The organism is Bradyrhizobium nanningense (assembly GCF_004114535.1).
Taxonomy (GTDB): Bacteria; Pseudomonadota; Alphaproteobacteria; order Rhizobiales; family Xanthobacteraceae; genus Bradyrhizobium; species Bradyrhizobium nanningense.
Genome location: NZ_LBJC01000007.1, coordinates 248,902 through 270,115, shown reverse-complemented (window position 1 = coordinate 270,115; position 21,214 = coordinate 248,902). Strand labels below are relative to the sequence as shown.

Below are 21,214 nucleotides of genomic sequence, written 5' to 3'. Positions count from 1 at the left end.
GTCTTGAACGATTGTTGCGCCGACGTTCCGGTTGCATCACACCGGCAGCGCGATCGAATACTTCACCTGGCTCAGCGCAAAGCTCGATTCGATCGAGGCGATGCCGTCGAGCCGGGTCAGCTTGGTCTTGAGGAAGGTCTCGTAGGAGGCGAGGTCTGCGGCGACGACGCGCAAGAGATAATCGCGGTTGCCGGTCATCAGATAGCATTCCAGCACCTCGTCCCATTTCGAGATCGCGCGCGCGAAGCGGTTGAGATCCTCTTCCTTCTGCCGTGCCAGCTTGATCGAGATGAAGACGCTGACATGTAGCCCCAGCGCCTTCTGGTCCACGGTCGCGACATAGCGCGAGATCACGCCGCGTTCCTCCAGCAGCTTGACCCGGCGATGGCAGGGCGAGACCGACAGGCCCACCTTGTCGGCGAGTTCCTGCATGGTCAGCCGGCTGTCGGCCTGGAGATGGCTCAGGATCTTGCGGTCGATGGCGTCGAGCTCGGGCATTGGGATGAAACCTGTCATGGGGGCGTTCCATTGGTAAAATATCCCAATATCGCGGGGTATGGCGCGAAAAATTGAGAAGTTTGGCCGCGCCTGCGGGCGTATCATCGCGCCACCTGTTTCCGGGAGCATTGCCATGCCCGTTGATCCCACCCGTCTGGACACATTGACCGCGCTGGCTCGCAAGGCGCTGTGGCTGTCGTCCTGGACCATCCACCACGCCAACCACATACGCCCGAGCGCGGACGGCCTTAAGGTCGGCGGCCATCAGGCCTCCTCGGCCTCGCTCGCCACCATCATGTCGGCGCTGTATTTCCACGTGTTGCGCCCCGAGGATCGCGTTGCGGTGAAGCCGCACGCGAGCCCGGTGTTCCATGCCATCCAATATCTGTTCGGCCGGCAGAGCCGCGAGAAGCTTGAGAATTTCCGCGGCTTCAAGGGCGCGCAATCCTATCCCTCGCGCACCAAGGACGTCGACGACGTCGACTTCTCCACCGGCTCGGTCGGGCTCGGCGTCGCCCAGACGCTGTTCGCCTCGCTGGTCCAGGACTACGTCAAGGCGCATGGCTGGATGAAGGATCGCCGCGAAGGGCGGATGATCGCGCTGGTCGGCGACGCCGAGATGGACGAGGGCAACATCTTTGAAGCGCTGGCGGAGGGCTGGAAGCACGGCCTGCGCAACACTTGGTGGGTGGTGGACTATAACCGCCAGTCGCTCGACGCCGTCGTGCGTGAGGGGCTCTGGGAAAAGTTCGAAACCATGTTCCGCAATTTCGGCTGGGATGTCGTCATCGTCAAATACGGCCGCCTGATGCGCGAGGCCTTCGCCGAACCCGGCGGCGAAGCGCTGAAGACGTGGATCGACAATTGCCCGAACGCGCTCTACGCCGCGCTGTGTTTTCAGGGCGGCGCGGCCTTCAGGAAGCATCTGCATGACGAGATCGGCGACCAGGGCCCGATCACCAGGCTGATCGACAGGCGCAGCGACGAGGAACTGCTGGCGCTGATGTCGAACCTTGGCGGCCACGACATGGCGAGCATGCTGGAGGCGTTCGAATCGATCGACCACGACCGCCCGGTCTGCTTCATCGCCTACACCATCAAGGGTGTCGGCCTGCCGTTCCAGGGCCATAAGGACAACCATGCCGGCCTGATGACCGTCGCGCAGATGGAGAAGTATCGCGACAGCCAGAACATCCGACCCGGCCACGAATGGGACAAGTACGAAGGCCTTGCGCAATCCGCCGCCGCGCTTGACGCGTTCCTCGCAAGCGTGCCGTTCAACCAGGACGGCCGCCGCCTCACTGCGCCTGTTATCGAGGTGCCCACGCAGCTCAGCTTCAAGCCGTCGCCGCAGATGTCGACCCAGCAGGGTTTCGGCCTCGTGCTGAACGAGATCGCCCGCGGTGACAGCGAACTGGCAAGGCGCATCGTCACGACCTCGCCCGACGTCACCGTCTCGACCAATCTCGGCCCCTGGGTCAATCGGCGCGGCCTGTTCGCCAGCGCCGAGAAGGCCGACTTATTCCGCAGCGAGAAAATTCCTTCCACCTACAATTGGGACGCTTCGCCCAAGGGCCAGCATCTCGAGCTCGGCATCGCCGAGATGAACCTGTTCATCATGCTGTCGGCGCTCGGTCTGTCGCACCAGATCAACGGAGAACGTCTGCTGCCGGTCGGCACGCTCTATGATCCCTTCATCGAGCGCGGGCTCGATGCGCTGAACTACGCCTGCTATCAGGATGCACGCTTTATGGTAGCGGCGACGCCGTCGGGCATCACGCTCGCGCCCGAAGGCGGCGCGCATCAATCGATCGCAACGCCCCTGATCGGCATGGCCCAGGACGGGCTCGCCTCGTTCGAGCCGGCCTTCGTCGACGAGCTTGCCGTGATCATGGGCTGGGGCTTCAACCACATGCAGCGCGATCCCGGCGAGGGCGGCTCGGTTTACTTGCGCCTCTCGACGCGCAGCATCGAGCAGGCGCAGCGGATCATGACACCTGAGCTGCAGCAGGGCATTAGCGACGGCGCCTATTGGCTGCGCAAGCCAGGCCCGAATGCCGAGGTCGTGATCGCCTATACCGGCGCGGTCGCGCCTGAAGCGATCGAGGCCACGGGCTTCATCGGCGAGAGCCGCCGCGACATCGGCCTGCTCGCGATCACCTCGGCGGACCGGCTGCATGCGGGGTGGACCGCCGCACGGAAATTGCGGCGCGATCGGCGTGGCGTGCAGCATCTCAGCCATATCGAAAAGCTGCTGACGCCGCTGCCGCGCGACTGCGGCATCGTGACCGTGATCGACGGCCATCCGTCCGCGCTCGGCTGGCTCGGCAGCGTCCGCGGCCACCGCGTCGAGGCGCTCGGCGTCGAGCAGTTCGGCCAGACCGGCAGCATCGCGGACCTTTATCGGCACTACGGCATCGATGCGAATGCGATCATCGATGCGGCCGAAAGCCTCACCACCGGCGCACCGGTGCTGCATCGGAAGATGGCGGTGTAATCGGGGTAACCACGCGCATGGGCCCCGGCTCTGCAGCGCATCACTGAAGAAGTGCTGCGCTGTGTCCGGGGCACGAGCGTGTTTGCAGTCGTTCCAAGTATCGTGTCCCGGACATGGCGCGACATATCCCGGCGGTGCAAAGCACTGTCCGGTATGTCGCGGCGCAGAGCCGGGACCCAGGCCGCTTGCCTCGCTTCAAATCGCGTCCCATATTCCGCCCGTCCGGCGCAACGCTGGCCCCGCATATGACGGGTTCAATTGCCCGCGCTTTCGTGCAAGGATGCCTGCCGAAACGCCCCCACCATGCCCCCAAGAAGAGGTTAACGATGGTCAATCGCATGCAATTCTACATCGACGGCGCCTGGGTCGATCCCGCCGTCAAGAAGTCCACCGCCGTGGTCAATCCGGCGACGGAAGAGGCGATGTACGAGGTTGCGCTGGGCTCCAAGGCCGACGTGGACAAGGCGGTTGCCGCCGCCAAGCGCGCCTTCGCGACCTTCTCCCAGACCAGCCGCGAGGAGCGCGTCGCGCTGTTCTCCAAGATCATCGAGATCTACAAGGGCCGGCTCAAGGAGATCGGCGCTGCCGTCTCCGACGAGATGGGTGCGCCGCTGCCGATGGCGGAGAAGCTGCAGGCCGGCGCCGGCCTTGGCCATCTCATGACCACGCTCGACGTGCTCAAGAACTATCATTTCGAAGAGCCGGTCGGCACCGCCATGGTGCTGCGCGAGCCGATCGGCGTGGTCGGCATGATCACGCCCTGGAACTGGCCGCTCAACCAGATCGCCTGCAAGGTCGCGCCCGCGCTCGCCGCCGGCTGCACCATGATCCTGAAGCCGTCGGAGTTCACCCCGACCTCGGCGCTGATCTTCGCGGAAATCCTCCATGAAGCCGGCGTCCCCAAGGGCGTGTTCAATCTCGTCAACGGCCTCGGCCCCGAGGTCGGCGCCGCCATGAGCGAGCACCCCGACATCGACATGATCTCCTTCACCGGCTCGACCCGCGCGGGCATCGACGTTGCGAAGCGCGCGGCGCCGACCGTGAAGCGCGTCAGCCAGGAGCTGGGCGGCAAGTCGCCGAACGTCATCCTCGAAGGCGCCGACCTCACGAAGGCGGTGACCGGCGGCGTGATGCACATGTTCAACAATTCCGGCCAGTCCTGCAACGCGCCTTCGCGCATGATCGTGCCGGCCTCGAAGATGAAGGAAGTCGCGGCGATCGCGAAGGCCGTCGCCGACAAGACCAAGGCCGGCGATCCCCGCGCCGAAGGCACCACCATCGGTCCCGTGGTCAACCGCGGCCAGTGGGACAAGATCCAGGGGCTGATCAAGAAGGGCATCGACGAGGGCGCAACGCTCGTCGCCGGCGGCCCGGGGCTGCCCGAAGGCGTCAACAAGGGCTTCTATGTCCGCCCGACCATCTTCGCCGACGTCACCCCTGACATGACGATCGCTCGCGAGGAGATTTTTGGGCCGGTGCTGACCATCATCGGCGCCAAGGACGAAGCCGACGCGGTCAAGATCGCGAACGACACGCCGTATGGCCTGGCCGGCTATGTCTACGGTCCTTCGGTCGAGGATGCCAAGCGCGTCGGTCGTCAGATCCGCGCCGGCAACGTCAACCTGCAAGGCGTGCCCAACGACCGCACCGCGCCGTTCGGCGGCTATAAGCAGTCCGGCAACGGCCGCGAGTGGGGCAAGTACGGCCTCGAGGACTTCCTCGAAGTGAAGGCCGTCGCTGGCTTCAACGCAGCGTAAGCTTTCGTCGCGCGAACGAACATGACGCCGGAGTGGGAAACCGCTCCGGCGTTTTTCGTTTTCGTCATTGCGAGGAGCCCTTGCGACGAAGCAATCCAGACTGCTTCCGCGGAGACAGTCTGGATTGTTTCGCTTCGCTCGAAATGACGGAGGAGAGATCGGTAGGGTGGGCAAAGGCGCGCTCTTCGCGCGACGTGCCCACCATTGCGCGACGAGCAGGAAGTGATGGGCACGCTTCGCTTTGCCCACCCGACGAGACCGTCGCGGTGCGCCTATCCCCCCAGCGCGCCTTGCGTGTTCACATACAGCGCGTAGATCGACTGGCTCGCGGCCATGAACAGGCGGTTGCGCTTGACGCCGCCGAAGCACACGTTGGCGCAGCGCTCGGGCAGGGCGATGCGGCCGATCATGACGCCGTCGGGCGCGAACACCACGACGCCGTCGAGCTCGGGATCGCCCATGCCCCAGCCGCACCAGAGGTTGCCGTCGATGTCGCAGCGCATGCCGTCCGGCGTGCCCGGGCCGGCATCGATATGGACGCGCTTGTTGGAGATCGTCGTGCTGTCAGCCGAGACGTCGTAGGCGAGGATCTTGCGGTTCGGTTGCCCACGGGATTCCACGACGTAGAGGATCTTCTCGTTCGGCGAAAAGCATAGGCCGTTCGGCCCGAGCACGCCCTCGGCGACGATGGTCGCTTTGCCGGTTGCGGGATCGAGCCGGTAGACGTTCGGCTCGATTTCAGGCTCGGCCTTGTAGCCCTCATAATTGCCGAGCAGGCCGAAGGTCGGATCGGTGAACCAGATCGAGCCGTCCGATTTAACAACGACATCGTTCGGCGAGTTCAACCGCTTGCCATTGAATTGATCCATCAGCACGGTGATGCTGCCGTCATATTCGGTGCGCACCACGCGCCGTCCGCCGTGTTCGCAGGTGACGAGCCGGCCCTGCCGGTCGCGCGTGTTGCCGTTGGCGAAATTGGAGGGTTTGCGGAACACGCTGACTGCGCCGGTCTCCTCCTCCCATTTGATGATGCGCTGGTTCGGGATGTCGCTGCACAGGAGATAGCGCCCGTCGCCGAACCACACCGGCCCTTCGGCCCAGCGCAGGCCGGTCGTGAGCCGCTCCACCGCCGACAGTTTCAGCCAGTATTTTTCGAAACGGGGATCGAGCGCGTGAATGGCCGGATCGGGGTAATAGGTAGCCGGCCGCCAGCCGGGCCGTTCCTGGGTGCGGGACGATGCCTCATTCATGTCGGTTCTCTCGTTTCGTTCCCTCTGGACAATGCTGCTATCATTAGAGACATGTGACCGCAAATCGGTCACCAACGGCGAGGGACAACATGCCGCGTATTTTGATGACGGGAGCTTCGGGCGGAATTGGCACCAGCCTCCGAAAACTGCTGCCGCCGATCTATCCGGATCTCCTGCTCTCCGACATCAAGCCGCCTGCCGATCTCGGCGCCAATGAGAAGTTTCGAGCGGCGGACCTTGCCGATCTCGCGCAATGCGAGGCGATCTGCGAGGGCGTCGACGGCATCATCCACTTCGGCGGCTATTCGGTCGAAGGCACTTGGGATCAAATCCTCCAGGCCAACATCATCGGCGGCTACAATCTGTTCGAAGCAGCCTACCGCAAGGGCGTCAAGCGCGTGGTGTTCGCCTCGTCGAACCACGCCGTCGGCTTCTATCCGCGCCACCACAAGATCGGCACCGACGTCACCCCGCGTCCCGACGGGCACTACGGCGTCAGCAAGGTGTTCGGCGAGGCCGTCGGCGCGCTCTACGCCGACAAGCACGGGCTGAGGGTGACCTGCCTGCGCATCGGCAATTTCGGCGACATGCCGCTCGACCAGCGCCGGCTCTCGATCTGGCTCAAGCCCGGCGACCTCGTGCAGCTCTGCCGCATCGGGCTCGAACATCCCGACATCCATTTCGAAATCTTCTACGGCGCCTCCCTCAACGAGCGCGCCTGGTGGGACAACCACCGTGCCTACGAATTCGGCTATCGCCCCATGGGCCGCGCCGAGGATTTCCGCGAGCACGCCATGGCCGAGCAGGCCAAACTGAAGCCGGATCCGGTCGGCGATTATTTCCAGGGCGGTGCGTTCTGCAGCATGGAGTTCGACGCCGACCCCAGCCGCGTCATCGATTGGAATAAGCGGTAAAGCGCTCAGCTGTTGCTGCGACGGAAGTGCGCTCCCGGGAGAGGGTTGGGGGTAAAGGGGGAGTCTCCGTCCGCTCCACGTCATTGCGAGCGCAGCGAAGCAATCCAGAAATCCTCCGCGAGACAGTCTGGATTGCTTCGTCGCAAATGCTCCTCGCAATGACGCGGTGAGGGAATGCCGCTGCCAGCGAGCATATGACTCGCGGAGACGAAGGAACGTTCATTGGCTCTCGCCCTCACCAATGCGCGCCAGATAATCCCTCTTGCTGAACTGCATGTGATCCACGCACAGCTGCGCCAGCGCCCAGCTGTCGCGGCCCTTCAACAACTCGATCATCATCTCATGCTGGCGCCGCGATTGCGCGAGGCCCTCGCGGTCGGCGAGGTTCTTGGCGCGCATCGGCAGCGTCAGGTTCATGTAGTCCTGCAGCGAGCGGACCAGATAGGGGTTGCCGCAAGCGGAGAACAGCGCGAGGTGGAAGGCGTCGTTGGCTTCGTGGATGCCGCGCAGGTCTTGCGCGTCGGCTCTCGCGGAATATTGCCGTTGCAGGCCGGTCAGTTCGTCGATCAGGGCCTGCGGTGCCGGCAGAGCGATCATCAGCGCGGCCTGCCGGGTCAGCATCTCCCGGACCTCATAGATCTGCCGGACCTCCTCGGCGGAATAGAACCGCACGGTGGCGCCGACATTCTTCTCGCGGCGGACGATGCCGCGGCGCTCGGCGTCCACGAGCGCCTGACGCACGAAGTGGCGCGAGGTGCCATAGCGCGACATCAGCGCGTCCTCGGTGAGCCGTGCGCCCGGTGCGATGCGGCCGAAGATGATGTCCTCTTCCAGCCGCGCGACGACGTCGTCCGGATCGTCGCGCCGGACTGGCGTGCTGTCTGCGGTATGAATGTCGGACATGCCCTCGGCCTCCGGCTGCAGCCGGTCTGCCCTGTGGAGCAGGGAAGGGGCAGATTGTCAATAATTTGCGTCCCAAGCGGTGCCATGAGCCGGAAAGAGCGACAATATGGACCAATCTTATTGACAATCAGGGCTCAGGCTGTACCACAATGCCAACTTGAGGAGTGGCATAATGACGAGTGGTTTGCGCAAGGGTCTGACGAGCTATGGCGATGCCGGCTTCTCGCTGTTCCTGCGCAAGGCGTTCATCAAGGCCATGGGCTATTCCGACGACGCGCTGGAGCGCCCCATCGTCGGCATCACCAACACCTATAGCGACTACAATCCCTGCCACGGCAACGTCCCGCAGATTATCGAAGCCGCCAAGCGCGGCGTGATGCTGTCGGGGGCGATGCCGTTCGTATTCCCGACCATCTCGATCGCCGAGAGCTTTGCGCATCCGACCTCGATGTACTTGCGCAATCTGATGGCGATGGACACCGAGGAGATGATCCGCGCCCAGCCGATGGATTCGGTGATCGTGATCGGCGGCTGCGACAAGACGCTGCCGGCGCAGGTGATGGCCGCGATCAGCGCCGACCTTCCGACGGTGGTCATTCCGGTCGGCCCCATGGTGGTCGGCCATCACAAGGGTGAGGTGCTGGGCGCCTGCACCGACTGCCGCCGCCTCTGGGCGAAATATCGTGCTGGCGAGATGGACGATTCCGAGATCGAGGCGGTGAACGGGCGTCTGGCGCCGTCGGTCGGCACCTGCATGGTGATGGGCACGGCCTCGACCATGGCCTGCATGATCGAAGCCATGGGCCTGTCGTTGCCGATGAGCGCGACAATCCCGGCGCCCCATGCCGAGCGCTTCCGCCTGGCAGAGGCCAGCGGCAAGGTCGCCGCCGAGATGGCCAAGACCAAGGGGCCGAAGCCGAGCGAATTGCTGACGCCTGCTTCCTTCAAGAACGCGCAGGTGGTGCTTCAGGCCATCGGCGGTTCGACCAACGGCCTGATCCATCTGACCGCGATGGCGCATCGCTCGCCGCACCGGCTCGATCTCGAGGTCTTCGACCAGATCGGCCGAGAGGTGCCGGTGCTGGTCGATCTCAAACCGTCCGGCGAGCACTACATGGAGCATTTCCACCACGCCGGCGGGGTGCCGAAATTGCTGGCGCAGCTCGGCGACCTCGTCGATCTCGACGCCAAGACGATCAGCGGCCAGACGCTGCGCGAGATCGCGGCGAATGCCGAGGACGTGCCGGGGCAGGACGCGATCCGCTCGCGCGACAATCCAATCAAAAAGGAGGGCGGCCTCGCCGTCCTGCACGGCAATCTCGCGCCGCGCGGCGCCGTCATCAAGCAATCGGCGGCGAGCCCGAAGCTGTTGAAGCATACCGGGCGCGCGGTGGTGTTCGAATCGGTCGAGGACATGACCTTGCGGGTCGACGATCCCGATCTCGATGTCACTGCTGATGACGTGCTGGTGTTGCGCAATGCCGGCCCGAAGGGAGCGCCCGGCATGCCCGAGGCCGGCTATCTTCCGATCCCGAAGAAGCTCGCGCGCGGCGGCACCAAGGACATGGTGCGCATTTCGGATGCGCGGATGAGCGGCACTGCGTTCGGCACCATCGTGCTGCACATCACTCCGGAATCCGCCGTCGGCGGGCCGCTGGCACTGGTGCAGAACGGCGACATGATCAGCCTCGATGTGGCCAAGCGCAGCATCGAGCTGCAGGTCGATGCCGCCGAGCTCGATCGGCGCCGTGCTGCGCTGAAGCCCGCCTCAGCGCCGGAGGAAGCACGGCGCGGCTACGCCTGGCTGTTCAACGAGACCATCATGCAGGCCGACGAGGGCTGCGATTTCGATTTCATGCAGAGGACTGGGAAGACCGAGACAAGCTGACCGAATGACGAACGCTCAGACCGCTTAAAGCGGCGGGCGATAACACAGGGGGAAACGATGATTGCGCGATCCATGCCAAGAGTCTTGCATGGCTTGGCGGCCGCAGCCGCCATGCTTTTCGTCACCGGAGCCGGGGCACAGGAGGTGAAGCATTATCGCTTCGCCTACGACCAGCCGCGCAACACCGGCTATTCGATCGCGGGTGACCTGTTTGCCGAGAAGCTCAAGGAATTGAGCAAGGGCACCATGATCATCGATCAGTATCCCGGCGCGCAGCTCGGGCAGGAGCCGCAAGTGCTCCAGCTCGTGAAGGCCGGCGACGTTGAATTCTCGATCATCTCCTCCGCCAACACCGCGACGATCTCGCCGCAGGCTGGCGTAATGTCGTTGCACTATCTGTTCCGCGACGAGAATCACGTCGTCAAGGGGCTGGCCGATCCCCGCGTGTTCGAAGCGCTCAAGACCATGATCGACGAGACCACGCAGGGCCTGCATGTGATCGCGACGGGCTCGCAGGGCGTGCGTCATATGTATGCGAAGCGGGAAATCCACAATGTCGGCGACATCAAGGGCCTGAAGGTCCGCGTGCAGGCGACTGCAACCGAGGACACCATGTTCCCGGCCTATGGCGCCCAAACCGTGCACATGCCGTTCGGTAGCGTCTACACCAGCTTGCAGACCGGTGTCGTCGACGTCGCCGAGAACAGCATCAACGTCTATCTCGTCAACAAGCACTACGAAGTCGCGCCCGTCCTCAACATCACCGAGCACGAGGCCAACAACGCGCTGGTGTTCGTCTCCGACAAGCTCTGGCAGAGCCTCTCGGCCGAGCAGAAGGGGTGGGTGCAGACCGCGGCCAACGAGATCAGCACCAAGGAGCCGCAGAAGGCGTTCGATCTGGAGCGCAGCGCCGCCGAGAAGTTGAAGAAGATGGGCGTGAAGATCGTCGACAACGTCGACAAGAAGAGCTTTACGGCGGTCGCCGATCCCTATCTCGACAAGCTTGCCAAGGAGCTCGGCCCGCACGCCGAGAAGATCAAGGATTTGATCCGCTCGATTAATTAGGGTGCGCGCCGGACGACAGTGCGCTCCCTCTCCCGCTTGCGGGAGAGGGCAGGGGAGAGGGTGTCTCCGCAATGGGACAGCCCCCAAGAGAAAAGAGCCCTCACCCGCGCCTTCGGCGCGACCTCTCCCGCAAGCGGGAGAGGTGTAGCTACCCTGCAGCCAGGACGACGATAATGGCCATCGCCGACAAACTGCTCGTGCAACGCCAGCGCCATCTGAAATGGCGTTGGCTCGACTGGCTCGAGCTTGCGCTGATGACCCTCTGCGGTGTGCTGTGCTTCGGCTTCTCCCTGTCGGTCACCGCGGACATCGTCACCCGCACCATTGGCCATCCCTGGCTGTGGCTCCAGGAGGTGACATCGACGCTGTTCATCTACGCGATCTTCATCGGCACGGCCGCTGCGACGCGCCGCAACGACCACCTCTATCTCACCGCGATCTCCGAGGCGTTGCACGGCACCTCGCGGCTGATCGTCGAGGTGATCATCCGCTTCGTCGTGCTCGGCGTGGCCTTCTGCCTGATCCGGTATGGCTATCAGAATTATCTGCGCGGCTTCGGCAGCTTCCGCCTGCCGTCCGGCACGCCGATCGCCTCGCTCTATGCGATCATCCCGCTGTCGGGCGTGCTGATCGGTCTGTTCACCATCGAGCAGCTCGTCAACGGCCTGCGCAACGGCTTCGACCATCCCGAGCCCCCCGACGATGACGCTACGTCCGTCGTCACCGACGCGCAGGCGAGGGCGCAGCTATGAGCGCACCTGTTGTCCTGGCCTTGATGACGTTCTGCTTCCTGTTCTTCGGCTATCTCGGCGTGCCCGTGCCGTTCTCGCTGATGGCGGGTGTCTTCATCGGCGCGCTGCTGTCGGATGTCTCGCTCGCCGCGATCATCCAGAAGATCTTTGACGGCGTCGATTCCGAGGCGCTGCTGGCGATTCCGTTCTTCCTTCTGGTCGGCGAGCTCATGAGTTCGGCGAACGTCGTGGTGCGAATAGCCAATCTCTCGGTATCGCTGGTCGGACATATCAGGGGCGGGCTGTCGCAGGTCGTGGTCGTCTTCAGCATGTTCTTCTCGGAGATGTCGGGCTCGACCACCGCCGACGTCGCGGTGATGAGCCGCGCATTGGGTGGTCCGATGAAGCAGGAGGGTTACGAGCCCGCCTTCATCGCGGCCATCATTGCCTCGGCTTCGACGATTGCCGCTTTGGTGCCGCCGAGCATCACTGCCGTGGTCTACGGCGCCGTCGGCAACGTCTCGATCGCCGGCCTGTTCATGGCAGGCGTGGTGCCGGGCCTGATGATCGGCTTCGGACTGATGATCTATTGCTATTTCTTCGGCCCCTCGGGCCTGCGCAAGCCGCGAGCGCCGCTGCGGCAGGTGGTGTTCGCGGCGGGTGATGCCGCTCTGCCGCTGATGATCCCGGTGATCCTGCTCGGCGGCATCCTGACCGGCTGGTTCACCCCGACGGAAGCCGGCGTCGTCGCCGTGGCCTGGATCATCCTGGTCGTGATCCCCGCGCTCAATCGCGGGCATATCAGGAAGATCCCTTACGATTTCTGCCTCGCCGGCCTGATCTTCTCGCTGCCGCTGATCACCATCGGCGCCGCCAATGCCTTCGGCTGGATGCTCGCCTACTTGCGCGGCGCTACCTACATCGCCGAGTTGATCACGTCCATAGCCGGCAACGACCCGCATCTGATCATGCTGCTGATGGTGCTGCTCTTCACCGTGGTCGGCGACTTCATCGAGCCGGTGCCGACCATCATCATCTTCATGCCGCTGGTCAATGCGCTGACGGAAGCCGGCGAGATCAACGCCGTGCATATGGGCGTGGTGTTGATCGCAACGCTCGCCTTCGGCCTGATCACGCCGCCCTATGGCCTGGTGTTGCTGATGGGCTCGAAATTCGTCGGCGTCAGCTTTGCCAAGGCATTGCGCGCAGCATTGCCGATCTATGTCGTGTTCCTGGCGACGATCGCGTTCGCGATCTATTTCCCGAGCGTGGTACTGTGGCTGCCGCGGCACGTGCTTCCCGAATCGGTCGGCTGCTTCAAGTCGCCGGCGGGCACGGGGTATATCTGTCCGCAGTAACTGAGCGCTACTTGCCCTTGCTGGTGAACTTCTTCACGGCGGTGCGGAAGTCTTCCGTGTTCATCGCCATGATGATCTTGTGTTCCTCGGCATCGAGCTGCTGCTTCACCGGCGTGGTCGCGGCCTGATAGACCAGCTGCTTGGTGCCGGCGATCGCCGCCGGCGGGTTCTGCGAAAGACGCTCGGCGAGTTTTCGCGTGGCGGCCTTCAATTCCGCGGCGGGAACGACCTTCGCGACCAGGCCCCATTCATGGGCCTGCTGCGCGGTAAAATTGTCCTCGGCGAGAAAGATCTGCAGCGCACGGCGCGAGCCGACCGTGCCGACGATGCCGACCGTCGAGCCGCCATCCGGCGACACCCCGATCTTGGCATAGGCCGGGGTGAACTTGGCATCGTCAGCGGCGATGCAGAGATCGGTGACGAAGGCGAGGCCCATGCCGGCACCGGCGGCCGAGCCATGCACGCTCGACAACGAGATTTTTGGCATGCGCCTGATGATCTCGATGAAGGCATGATAGTGCTTCAAAAGCTCGCCGACGACCGGTGTTACGGTGCCTGCTTCGGCGGCCGCCCCAATCGTCTGCAGATCGCCGCCGGCCGAGAAGGCGCGGCCTTCGCCTTCGATCACCAGGACCTTGATGGCGTCGTCGCCTTCGATGGTGGCCGCGAGCTGCTCGAGCTTCTGCGCGATCGCGAGGTTGATCGAGTTGAACGCGGCGGGGCGGTTGAGCGTAATGGTCGCGATCGGGCCGTCGATCCCCAGCAAAGCGGGATCGTCGGACTTTGAGACGGGTGCTGGCATTCTGGATATCCCCGGCATGTGGTGGCTAGTAGCGACTAAATCGCAGAAGGCGCGGGGAGACAATCCCCGCGCTGCGCCCTTGCACTGGGCGGACCGATAGGCTCAAATGGGCAGGCCTTTGCCAAGGGACGGACACGAGCGCCGGCTCCTCGTAAGGTCAGCAACCAAAATCAGCGAGAGAGGAGACGGCATGGGTCACGCTCGTGTCTTCCGGAAATGGGCTGTCCAATGAGTGACGGTCCGGTGATCATCGTCGGTGCCGGCCATGGCGGCTACCAGGTCGCGGCGTCGCTGCGCCAGGCCGGCTTTTCGCAGCGCATCTGCCTCATCAACGACGAGGCGCATCTGCCTTATCAGCGGCCGCCGCTGTCCAAGGCTTACATCAAGGGCTCGGCCGGCCCTGAAAGCCTGATGTTCCGCCCCGAAAAATTCTACCAGGATCAGAAGATCGAGCTGATCGCGGGCCGCGCGGTATCGATCGACCGCTCGGGGCGCAAGGTGCAGCTCGCGTCCGGCGAAACGCTTGCCTACGGCCATCTCGTGCTGGCGACGGGCGCGCGCAACCGGCTGCTCGACCTGCCCAACGCCAATCTGCCTGACGTGAAATACTTGCGCATCCTCGACGAGAGCGAAGCGCTGCGCCAGATCATGCCGTCGAAGACGCGCGCCGTGATCATCGGCGCCGGCTTCATTGGCCTCGAATTCGCCGCCACCGCCCGGATCAAGGGCCTCGAGGTCGACGTGCTCGAGCTTGCCCCGCGCGTGATGGCGCGTGCGGTGACGGCGGAGGTCTCGGAATATTTCCAGGCGCGGCATCGCGAGGCCGGCATTCGCATCCATCTCGGCGTGCAGGCGACCTCGATCGAGGCTGAAGGCGGCAAGGTCACCGGCGTGTCCTTGAGCGACGGACGGCATCTGCCCGCCGACCTCGTCGTGGTCGGCGTCGGCGTGCTGCCGAACATCGAGCTCGCAGCGGAGGCGGGGCTGCCGGTCGCCGCCGGCATCATTGTCGACGAATATCTTGCGACGGCCGACCCTGACATCTCTGCGATCGGCGATTGCGCGCTGTTCGCCAGCCCACGCTTCGGCGGATCGCTGCGGCTGGAATCGGTGCAGAACGCGACCGATCACGCCCGCTGCCTTGCGGCGCGGCTGACCGGCGACAAAAAGCCTTATGACGGCCATCCCTGGTTCTGGAGCGACCAGGGCGACGACAAGCTCCAGATCGCAGGGCTGACCACGGGCTACGACCGCGTCGTGCTCCGCGGCGATCCCGCCAAAAAGGCGTTCTCGGCGTTCTGCTATCACGGCGACAAGCTGCTCGGAATCGAATCGATCAACCGCGCGGGCGATCACATGTTCGGCCGCCGCTTGCAGGGCATGGACCGCTCGATCACGCCGGAGCAGGCCGCGGACGAAAGCTTTGACCTGAAGAGCGCGCTGGCCTGATCAGCCGGCGCCGAGAACAGCTTTAACTTCCGCGGCCGTCGGCATCGACGGCCCCGCGCCCATCCGCTGCACGCTGATCGAGGCGGCGGCGTTGGCGAAGGCGAGGGCGGTGCGCAAAGCCGCACCGTCAGCGAGCTCTGCGGCAAGTGCGCCGACGAAGCAGTCGCCGGCACCAGTGGTGTCGACTGCCTTCACCGCGCGTCCCTGCACCAAAATCTCCTCGCGCCCGGCGAGTGCGAGCACGCCGCGCTTGCCGAGCGTCACGCAGATGGTCTGATCCTCGCGCACTTGAATTTTTCGCGCGGTGTCGACGATCTTTGCGGTCTCGTCGCTGTCAGACAGGTCCACGCCGGCGAGGAAGCCGAGCTCGGTCTCGTTCAGCACGAGGATGTCGACTAGCGCCAGCAGCTCATCGGGCATCTTTTGTGCCGGCGCCGGGTTGAGCAGCGTCGTGGCTCCGGCGGCACGGCCGCGCCGGAAGAACGCGGCAATTGCCGGCAGCGGGATCTCGAACTGGCTGACGGCGACGTCGCCGGCCAGCAGCGGCACGACCTCGACGTCATCCGCGCCGACCAGCCCGTTCGCCCCGGGAATGACGACGATGGTGTTGTCGGCCTCCGCCACCGTGATGATGGCCGTGCCAGTGTGCGCCTCCGCCGTCTCCGCGACATAGCCGAGATCGATGCCTTGGTCGCCGAGGAACGTCCTCAACTCGGCCCCGAACGAATCCTTCCCCAGCCGCCCGATCAGCGTGGTCCGCGCGCCGAGCCGCGACGCCGCGACCGCCTGGTTCGCGCCCTTGCCGCCCGGAAAATACAGCACCTGCCGGCCCGCGACGGTCTCGCCGACGCGTGGATGGCGATCGGCCGTCGCCACCACGTCCATGTTGATGCTGCCGGCGACGAAGACCCGCCCCATCTGGATCTAGACCCTGACCTCGAACTCGTGCCTGACCTTGGCGATGTCGACCAGCGTCGGCAGGCCGGCCTCGTTGCCGAGGCGCTGGATCTTGAAGGTCGAGGCGGCCCTCGCGAAATCAAAATGCTCGCGCCAGCTTTTGCCGGGATGAGCGAGATAGGAATAGATATAGGCGCCGTGGAAGACGTCGCCGGCGCCATTGGTGTCGATCACGCGCTCGCGCGGGATCGGCATCGCCGGCATCACCTGCACCGTCCCGGTTTCGTCGTACCAGAAGAGGCCCTTCTCGCCCATGGTGACGCCGCCGATCTTGCAGCCGCGGCTCTTGAGGTAGTCGAGCATCTTCTCGGGCGTCAGGTCCATCTGCTCGCACAGGCGCTCGGCGACGATCGCGACGTCGATGAATTCCAGGAGCTCATGGGTGTTGGTGCGCAGGCCGCCGCCGTCGAGCGAGGTCAGGATGCCGGCCTCGCGGCACACCTTGGCGTAGTGCATCGCGGCATCCGGCTGGTGGCCGTCGACATGCAGCGCGCGGCAGCCGCCGAGATTGAGCATCGGAAAGGGATGGATGTGCTCGTCGTCGCGGCAGCGGACGATGGCGCGCTTGCCGTCCTTCGGCATGATGAAGGAGAGCGAGGACTGGTTGACCTTCCGCCCGTGCAGCGAGATCGCGTATTTCGCACACATGTCCTGGAACATGCGGCCCAGCCAGTCATTGGCCGCGGTGGCGATGAGATCCGGCACGATGCCGAGCTTGGCGCAGCAGAACGCCGCCGTCACCGCGTTGCCGCCGAAGGAGACGGCATAGTCCGAGGCCACGTGCTTTTCGTCGCCGGTCGGCATGTGGTCGGTGATGAAGACGACGTCGATATAGGTCTGTCCGATGAAGAGAGCCTGCATTGCTTGTCCGTCATGCGCTTAGTGGTCCCGGCCGGTGGGCTTACTGTAACACCGGTTCCGCTCCGGCGGGACGCTGAAATTATTCGCAAAACTGCCGCCCGAAGCGCTTGAGGTCAGCATGGTCAGGGAATACGACCATCACCGGGCAATGCCAAGCCCGGACAAACGCCGTATTTCGGCCCATGGGTTCCAGGGTTATGAAAGGGGCGATCAAGAGGGAAAAATGATCACCGGCCTCGATCATGTCGTCGTTCTGGTGGGGGACATCGGGGCGGCCAAGGCGGCTTACCAGACGCTGCTTGCCCGTGCGCCCGCCTGGCAGAACTCGGGCGAGGGCGCCGACCGCGTGCTGTTCACCCTCGCAAACATGACGATCGAGTTGATGGCGCCGAGCGGCTTCAGCGTGACTGCGGATCGCATGCGCGCGCTGCTCGATGATCAGGAGGGCGTGCTCGCCAGCCTGTGCTTTCGTGTCGCAGACATGAGCCGGATGCACCGGCGGCTGGAGCGGGTGGCCTTGAACCCGGATCCGGTCGCCGAGGTCGAAAGCAGCGATACGGAAACGGGCAACGTCCTGCACTGGAAGCGCACGCGCGCCGCCACGGAACTCACGCGCGGCGTGCGCATGTTCTTCCTCGAGCTGGCCGACGAGCGGCCACTTTCCCCGGCGACCGACATCGCGCCGATCGACGCGCTCGACCACGTCGTGGTCACCACCGAGGATTCCGACCGCGCCGCCGCGCTCTACGGCGCGCGGCTCGGCCTCGACCTGGCGCTCGACCGCTCGCACCAGGATTGGGGCCAGCTGATGTTCTTCCGCTGCGGCGACCTCATCGTCGAGGTGGTTCGCCGGCCCGTCGCCGGCAGTGACCTCGCGCACGACCGTCTGTGGGGCCTGAGCTGGCGCGTCGCCGACATCGACGCCACCCGCGCCCGCCTGATTGCGAGCGGGCTCGACGTCAGCGAAGTGCGCAACGGCCGCAAGCCGGGCACGAAGGTGATGACGGTGCGGAGCGGCACTTGCGGGATTCAGACGGTGCTCTTGGAGCGCTCGCCGAAGCCGGCGGAGTAGGGCGATGCGTAAATGCACTCTCGTGTCCCGGACGCGCTGCAGCGCGTAGCGCTGCTGCGCAGAGCCGGGACCCAGAAGCCGACGACCTCTCACCCGGAAACATGGGCCCCGGCTCTGCAGCGCACCGCTGAAGTAGCGCTGCGCTGCGTCCGGGGCACGAGATCGTTCTCAAATGCTCGCCCGCATGATACATGCGATGGACAACCATCCAGCGAGCACCCGGTTTGGCGAAGGCAAAGCGAACTCTGAAATGGCAGCGTGACCCCGAAGGGATGCGGCTGCGCATTCTCGAAGCCGCCAAGCAGGAGTTTTCCGCCCATGGTCTCGCCGGTGCGCGGGTCGACCGCATTGCGGCCAAGGCCGGCGCCAACAAGCGCATGCTGTACTATCACGTCGGCAACAAGGACGAGCTCTATCTGGCGGTGCTCGAAGGCGCCTATGACAAGATCCGCAGCGAAGAACGCGGGCTCGATCTCGAGCATCTCGATCCGCCCGAGGCGATCAGACGCCTGATCGAGTTCACCTGGAATTATTTCCTGCGCAATCCGGAATTCCTGTCGCTGCTCCAGACCGAGAACCTCGCGCGCGCAAAGCACCTGAAGAAATCGACCAAGGTCAAGTCGATGCATTCGCCCTTCGTCGAGATGATCCGCACCGTGGTGCGGCGCGGCGTCGACAGCGGCGACTTCCAGGTCGCGGTCGATCCGGTGCAGCTCTACATCTCGATCGCAGGGCTGTGCTTCTTCTATCTCTCCAACTCGGCAACGCTCAGCGTGATCTTCGGCCGTGATCTCTTGGACAAGAAGGCCAAGGACGAGCGGCTCGCCCACATGGTCGGCCTCGTGCTCGCCGCGCTGACGGGGCGGTCGGCGGAACTGTTCGAGCTCGCCAAGGCCCCGAAGTCGCGCAGCGCTGTGGCGCAGACGGTGTAGTCCGTAGCCCGTATGGAGCGCAGTGCAATCCGGGCTACGATGCGGTGACCTCGCACCTTGCTCGGTCATTGCGAGCGTAGCGAAGCAATCCAGAATCTTTCCGCAGCGGCACTCTGGATTGCTTCGCTGCGCTCGCAATGACGAGGTGGCGGCAAGCGGGCCCAAATAGCGCTCTCGTGCCCCGGACACGGCGCCGCCGCCACTCACCCAAATGCCCGGAACCCGCCGCAATACGTCACAGGGAAAGCTCTGGACAGTATTTATCCAACGGGTTAATTTCTCCCCACAACGAAGAAGACTGCCGGGAGTGAAAATTGGCCGAGCCGAAGCCGCAAAACGCTGTTTCCAAGATGCTGAATGCTGCTTGGGTTCGGCCGTTCTTGTTCCTGGTCTTCATCGTGGTCGCCTGGGATCTTTCGATCCGGCTGTTCAGGATTCCCGCCTACCAGATACCGTCGCCTCTGGATGTCGTGGCGGTGCTGCGCACGGAATGGCCGGAACTGCTGCGCCAATCCTGGCCGACGACCTATGCGACCGTCTGCGGCTTCCTGCTGTCGGCGCTGTTCGGCATTCCCGTCGCCATGCTGATCGCGGGCTCGAAGACGGTGGAGAGCTACGTCTATCCGCTGCTGGTGTTCTCCCAATCCGTGCCGAAGATCGCGATCGCGCCGCTGTTCGTAGTGTGGTTCGGCTTCGGCATCATTCCCAAGGTGATCTCGGCCTTTCTGCTCGGCTTCTTCCCGGTGGTGGTCTCGGCGGTGCAGGGCTTCAAGTCGGTCGATCCCGACATGGTCGATCTCGCCCGAGCCATGCAGGGCAGCCGTTTTCAGGTGTTCCGCGCGGTGAACCTGCCGCATGCGCTGCCGGCGATCTTCTCAGGTCTCAAGGTGTCGGTGACGCTGGCCGTGGTCGGCGCCGTCGTCGGCGAGTTCGTCGGTTCCAATTCCGGCATCGGCTACGTCATGCAGCGCTCGATCGGCACGTTCGACCTGCCGACGATGTTCGCGGCGCTCGTGATCCTCGCGCTGCTCGGCGTGGTCCTGTTCTGGATCGTCGACCGCATCGAGAAGCTGGTCATTCCCTGGCATGTCAGTCAGCGCGAGGACGTGATTTTCGCATCTTGACCAAAGCGACCAACGGCCACCAACGGCCGAAGCAAACAACGACAAAGGGAGAGCAATGATGAAGCGGTGGATAGGAGCCGTCTCGGCGGCGCTGATGGTGTTTGCGGCGGTGCCGGCGCAGGCAGCCGACAAGGTCGTGCTGATGCTGAACTGGTACGTTTATGGCGAGCATGCGCCGTTCTATTACGGCAAGGCCAAGGGCATCTATGCGGCCGAGGGCATCGACCTCGAGATCCAGGAAGGCCGCGGCTCGGCTGCCACCACGCAGGCCGTCGCGGCCAAGACCGCCAATTTCGGCTATGTCGACGTCCCTACCATGATGCGCGCCGCGATCAAGGGTGCGCCCGTGGTTGCGACCGGCGTGCTGCTGCAGACCTCACCGATGTCCGCCATGGGCTTCGTCGACAAGAACATCAAGAAACCCGAGGACATCAAGGGCAAGACGGTGGCGATCACACCCGCGGATTCCATGACCCAGATCTGGCCGCTGTTCCTGAAGAAGACCGGCTTGAAGGAGAGCGACTTCCAGACGGTCGCCGGCGACGGCCAGACCAAGCTCAACGCCGTCATCAACGGTCAGGCTGATCTGTTGCTCGGCTATGTCATGGACCAGTCGATGAAGATCAAGGACGCCACCGGCAAGGACGTCTATCCGATCAAGTTCGCCGACTACGGCATCAACATGGTGTCGTCAGGCATCATCGCCAACACCGACTACGTGAAGGCCAATGCCGATCTCGTCCGCCGCTTCATGTCGGCGACGACCAAGGCCGTCGAAGCCGCCGAGAAGGAGCCGAAGGCGGCGGCGCAATCGATCCTCGATGCCAACCCCAAGGGCGGCAAGATCGACACGCTGACGCAAGGTTTCGAGCTGACCATTCCGCTCTATCGGACCGCGGAGACCAAGGGCAAGCGTCCGTTCCAGGTCACCGACCAGAACATGACTGAGACCGTCAATCTGCTGGTCGAATATGGCGGGCTGGATGCCAAGGCCAAGGAAAACCCGAAGGCGTTCTACACCAACGATTATCTGCCGAAGAGCGGCTCGTGAGCGATCAATCTCCGCTGTCGTCCCTGCGAACGCAGGGACCCATAACCACCGGCCTTGATGATTCCGGAAGGTCTCCACCTGCGTGCCCGGTAGCGCGGGCACGGC

Annotated in this window: 18 protein-coding genes; 12 read left to right on the top strand and 6 right to left on the bottom strand. The window is 64.2% G+C overall.

Annotated elements, in window-relative coordinates:
• Positions 1-36: 36 nt before the first annotated feature.
• The gene (locus XH84_RS05175) at positions 37-498 is read right to left on the bottom strand and encodes an Lrp/AsnC family transcriptional regulator (RefSeq protein ID WP_097659511.1); all 462 of its coding nucleotides are present in this window, start codon (positions 496-498) and stop codon (positions 37-39) included.
• A 133-nt stretch (positions 499-631) separates the two neighbouring features.
• Here XH84_RS05175 and XH84_RS05170 point away from each other — a divergent pair, with 133 nt between their 5' ends.
• Complete coding sequence (locus tag XH84_RS05170; RefSeq protein ID WP_128916923.1) at positions 632-2,995, top strand: transketolase; 2,364 nt, start codon at positions 632-634, stop codon at positions 2,993-2,995.
• A 326-nt stretch (positions 2,996-3,321) separates the two neighbouring features.
• Positions 3,322-4,752: an aldehyde dehydrogenase family protein gene (locus XH84_RS05165; RefSeq protein WP_128916924.1), complete on the top strand. Its 1,431-nt coding sequence runs from the start codon at positions 3,322-3,324 to the stop codon at positions 4,750-4,752.
• 272 nt (positions 4,753-5,024) lie between these two features.
• Here the strand turns inward: XH84_RS05165 and XH84_RS05160 are convergent, their stop codons facing one another.
• Complete coding sequence (locus XH84_RS05160; protein ID WP_128916925.1) at positions 5,025-6,002, bottom strand: SMP-30/gluconolactonase/LRE family protein; 978 nt, start codon at positions 6,000-6,002, stop codon at positions 5,025-5,027.
• A gap of 89 nt (positions 6,003-6,091) precedes the next feature.
• Between XH84_RS05160 and XH84_RS05155 the strand changes: the two genes are divergently transcribed.
• A complete protein-coding gene (locus tag XH84_RS05155) occupies positions 6,092-6,916 on the top strand; it encodes an NAD-dependent epimerase/dehydratase family protein (protein WP_128916926.1) in 825 nt (274 codons plus the stop codon).
• A gap of 219 nt (positions 6,917-7,135) precedes the next feature.
• Here the strand turns inward: XH84_RS05155 and XH84_RS05150 are convergent, their stop codons facing one another.
• Entirely contained in the window at positions 7,136-7,819 is a 684-nt protein-coding gene (locus XH84_RS05150) for a GntR family transcriptional regulator (RefSeq protein WP_128916927.1), read from the bottom strand.
• 172 nt (positions 7,820-7,991) lie between these two features.
• On the opposite strand from XH84_RS05150, the gene XH84_RS05145 reads away from it, so the two are divergent.
• The 4 genes from XH84_RS05145 (at position 7,992) to XH84_RS05130 (ending at position 12,861) form a co-directional block, all read left to right on the top strand.
• A complete protein-coding gene (locus XH84_RS05145; RefSeq protein ID WP_164935915.1) occupies positions 7,992-9,707 on the top strand; it encodes an IlvD/Edd family dehydratase in 1,716 nt (571 codons plus the stop codon).
• A 57-nt stretch (positions 9,708-9,764) separates the two neighbouring features.
• The gene (locus tag XH84_RS05140) at positions 9,765-10,772 is read left to right on the top strand and encodes a TRAP transporter substrate-binding protein (protein ID WP_128916928.1); all 1,008 of its coding nucleotides are present in this window, start codon (positions 9,765-9,767) and stop codon (positions 10,770-10,772) included.
• 173 nt (positions 10,773-10,945) lie between these two features.
• On the top strand, positions 10,946-11,524 hold the full coding sequence (locus XH84_RS05135) for a TRAP transporter small permease (RefSeq protein WP_128916929.1): 579 nt from the start codon (positions 10,946-10,948) through the stop codon (positions 11,522-11,524).
• Positions 11,521-12,861, top strand: coding sequence for a TRAP transporter large permease (locus tag XH84_RS05130; protein ID WP_128916930.1), 1,341 nt, complete (start codon positions 11,521-11,523; stop codon positions 12,859-12,861). The genes XH84_RS05135 and XH84_RS05130 overlap by 4 nt, the downstream gene beginning before the upstream one ends.
• A gap of 7 nt (positions 12,862-12,868) precedes the next feature.
• Here XH84_RS05130 and XH84_RS05125 read toward each other — a convergent pair whose 3' ends face one another.
• Positions 12,869-13,663, bottom strand: coding sequence for an enoyl-CoA hydratase/isomerase family protein (locus XH84_RS05125; protein WP_128916931.1), 795 nt, complete (start codon positions 13,661-13,663; stop codon positions 12,869-12,871).
• 228 nt (positions 13,664-13,891) lie between these two features.
• On the opposite strand from XH84_RS05125, the gene XH84_RS05120 reads away from it, so the two are divergent.
• The gene (locus XH84_RS05120) at positions 13,892-15,112 is read left to right on the top strand and encodes an NAD(P)/FAD-dependent oxidoreductase (RefSeq protein WP_128916932.1); all 1,221 of its coding nucleotides are present in this window, start codon (positions 13,892-13,894) and stop codon (positions 15,110-15,112) included.
• Here the strand turns inward: XH84_RS05120 and XH84_RS05115 are convergent, their stop codons facing one another.
• Both XH84_RS05115 and XH84_RS05110 read right to left on the bottom strand, forming a co-directional pair.
• Positions 15,113-16,030 (bottom strand): ribokinase, encoded by a 918-nt coding sequence (locus XH84_RS05115; RefSeq protein ID WP_128916933.1) that lies wholly within the window; start codon positions 16,028-16,030, stop codon positions 15,113-15,115.
• A gap of 6 nt (positions 16,031-16,036) precedes the next feature.
• A complete protein-coding gene (locus XH84_RS05110) occupies positions 16,037-16,930 on the bottom strand; it encodes a sugar kinase (protein ID WP_128916934.1) in 894 nt (297 codons plus the stop codon).
• Positions 16,931-17,153: 223 nt separating this feature from the next.
• Between XH84_RS05110 and XH84_RS05105 the strand changes: the two genes are divergently transcribed.
• From XH84_RS05105 to XH84_RS05090, 4 genes are all read left to right on the top strand, one after another.
• The gene (locus XH84_RS05105; protein ID WP_128916935.1) at positions 17,154-18,002 is read left to right on the top strand and encodes a VOC family protein; all 849 of its coding nucleotides are present in this window, start codon (positions 17,154-17,156) and stop codon (positions 18,000-18,002) included.
• A gap of 224 nt (positions 18,003-18,226) precedes the next feature.
• A complete protein-coding gene (locus XH84_RS05100) occupies positions 18,227-18,934 on the top strand; it encodes a TetR/AcrR family transcriptional regulator (RefSeq protein WP_181769395.1) in 708 nt (235 codons plus the stop codon).
• Between the two features lie 314 nt (positions 18,935-19,248).
• On the top strand, positions 19,249-20,058 hold the full coding sequence (locus XH84_RS05095) for an ABC transporter permease (protein WP_128916937.1): 810 nt from the start codon (positions 19,249-19,251) through the stop codon (positions 20,056-20,058).
• Between the two features lie 58 nt (positions 20,059-20,116).
• Positions 20,117-21,109, top strand: a complete 993-nt coding sequence (locus XH84_RS05090) for an ABC transporter substrate-binding protein (RefSeq protein WP_128916938.1) — start codon at positions 20,117-20,119, stop codon at positions 21,107-21,109.
• The last annotated feature ends 105 nt before the right edge of the window (positions 21,110-21,214 follow it).

Coding starts and splice junctions, on each gene's coding strand:
- XH84_RS05175 (WP_097659511.1), bottom strand. CDS start 498: ATGCCCGAGCTCGACGCCATCGACCGCAAGATCCTGAGCCATCTCCAG.
- XH84_RS05170 (WP_128916923.1), top strand. CDS start 632: ATGCCCGTTGATCCCACCCGTCTGGACACATTGACCGCGCTGGCTCGC.
- XH84_RS05165 (WP_128916924.1), top strand. CDS start 3,322: ATGGTCAATCGCATGCAATTCTACATCGACGGCGCCTGGGTCGATCCC.
- XH84_RS05160 (WP_128916925.1), bottom strand. CDS start 6,002: ATGAATGAGGCATCGTCCCGCACCCAGGAACGGCCCGGCTGGCGGCCG.
- XH84_RS05155 (WP_128916926.1), top strand. CDS start 6,092: ATGCCGCGTATTTTGATGACGGGAGCTTCGGGCGGAATTGGCACCAGC.
- XH84_RS05150 (WP_128916927.1), bottom strand. CDS start 7,819: ATGTCCGACATTCATACCGCAGACAGCACGCCAGTCCGGCGCGACGAT.
- XH84_RS05145 (WP_164935915.1), top strand. CDS start 7,992: ATGACGAGTGGTTTGCGCAAGGGTCTGACGAGCTATGGCGATGCCGGC.
- XH84_RS05140 (WP_128916928.1), top strand. CDS start 9,765: ATGATTGCGCGATCCATGCCAAGAGTCTTGCATGGCTTGGCGGCCGCA.
- XH84_RS05135 (WP_128916929.1), top strand. CDS start 10,946: ATGGCCATCGCCGACAAACTGCTCGTGCAACGCCAGCGCCATCTGAAA.
- XH84_RS05130 (WP_128916930.1), top strand. CDS start 11,521: ATGAGCGCACCTGTTGTCCTGGCCTTGATGACGTTCTGCTTCCTGTTC.
- XH84_RS05125 (WP_128916931.1), bottom strand. CDS start 13,663: ATGCCAGCACCCGTCTCAAAGTCCGACGATCCCGCTTTGCTGGGGATC.
- XH84_RS05120 (WP_128916932.1), top strand. CDS start 13,892: ATGAGTGACGGTCCGGTGATCATCGTCGGTGCCGGCCATGGCGGCTAC.
- XH84_RS05115 (WP_128916933.1), bottom strand. CDS start 16,030: ATGGGGCGGGTCTTCGTCGCCGGCAGCATCAACATGGACGTGGTGGCG.
- XH84_RS05110 (WP_128916934.1), bottom strand. CDS start 16,930: ATGCAGGCTCTCTTCATCGGACAGACCTATATCGACGTCGTCTTCATC.
- XH84_RS05105 (WP_128916935.1), top strand. CDS start 17,154: ATGATCACCGGCCTCGATCATGTCGTCGTTCTGGTGGGGGACATCGGG.
- XH84_RS05090 (WP_128916938.1), top strand. CDS start 20,117: ATGAAGCGGTGGATAGGAGCCGTCTCGGCGGCGCTGATGGTGTTTGCG.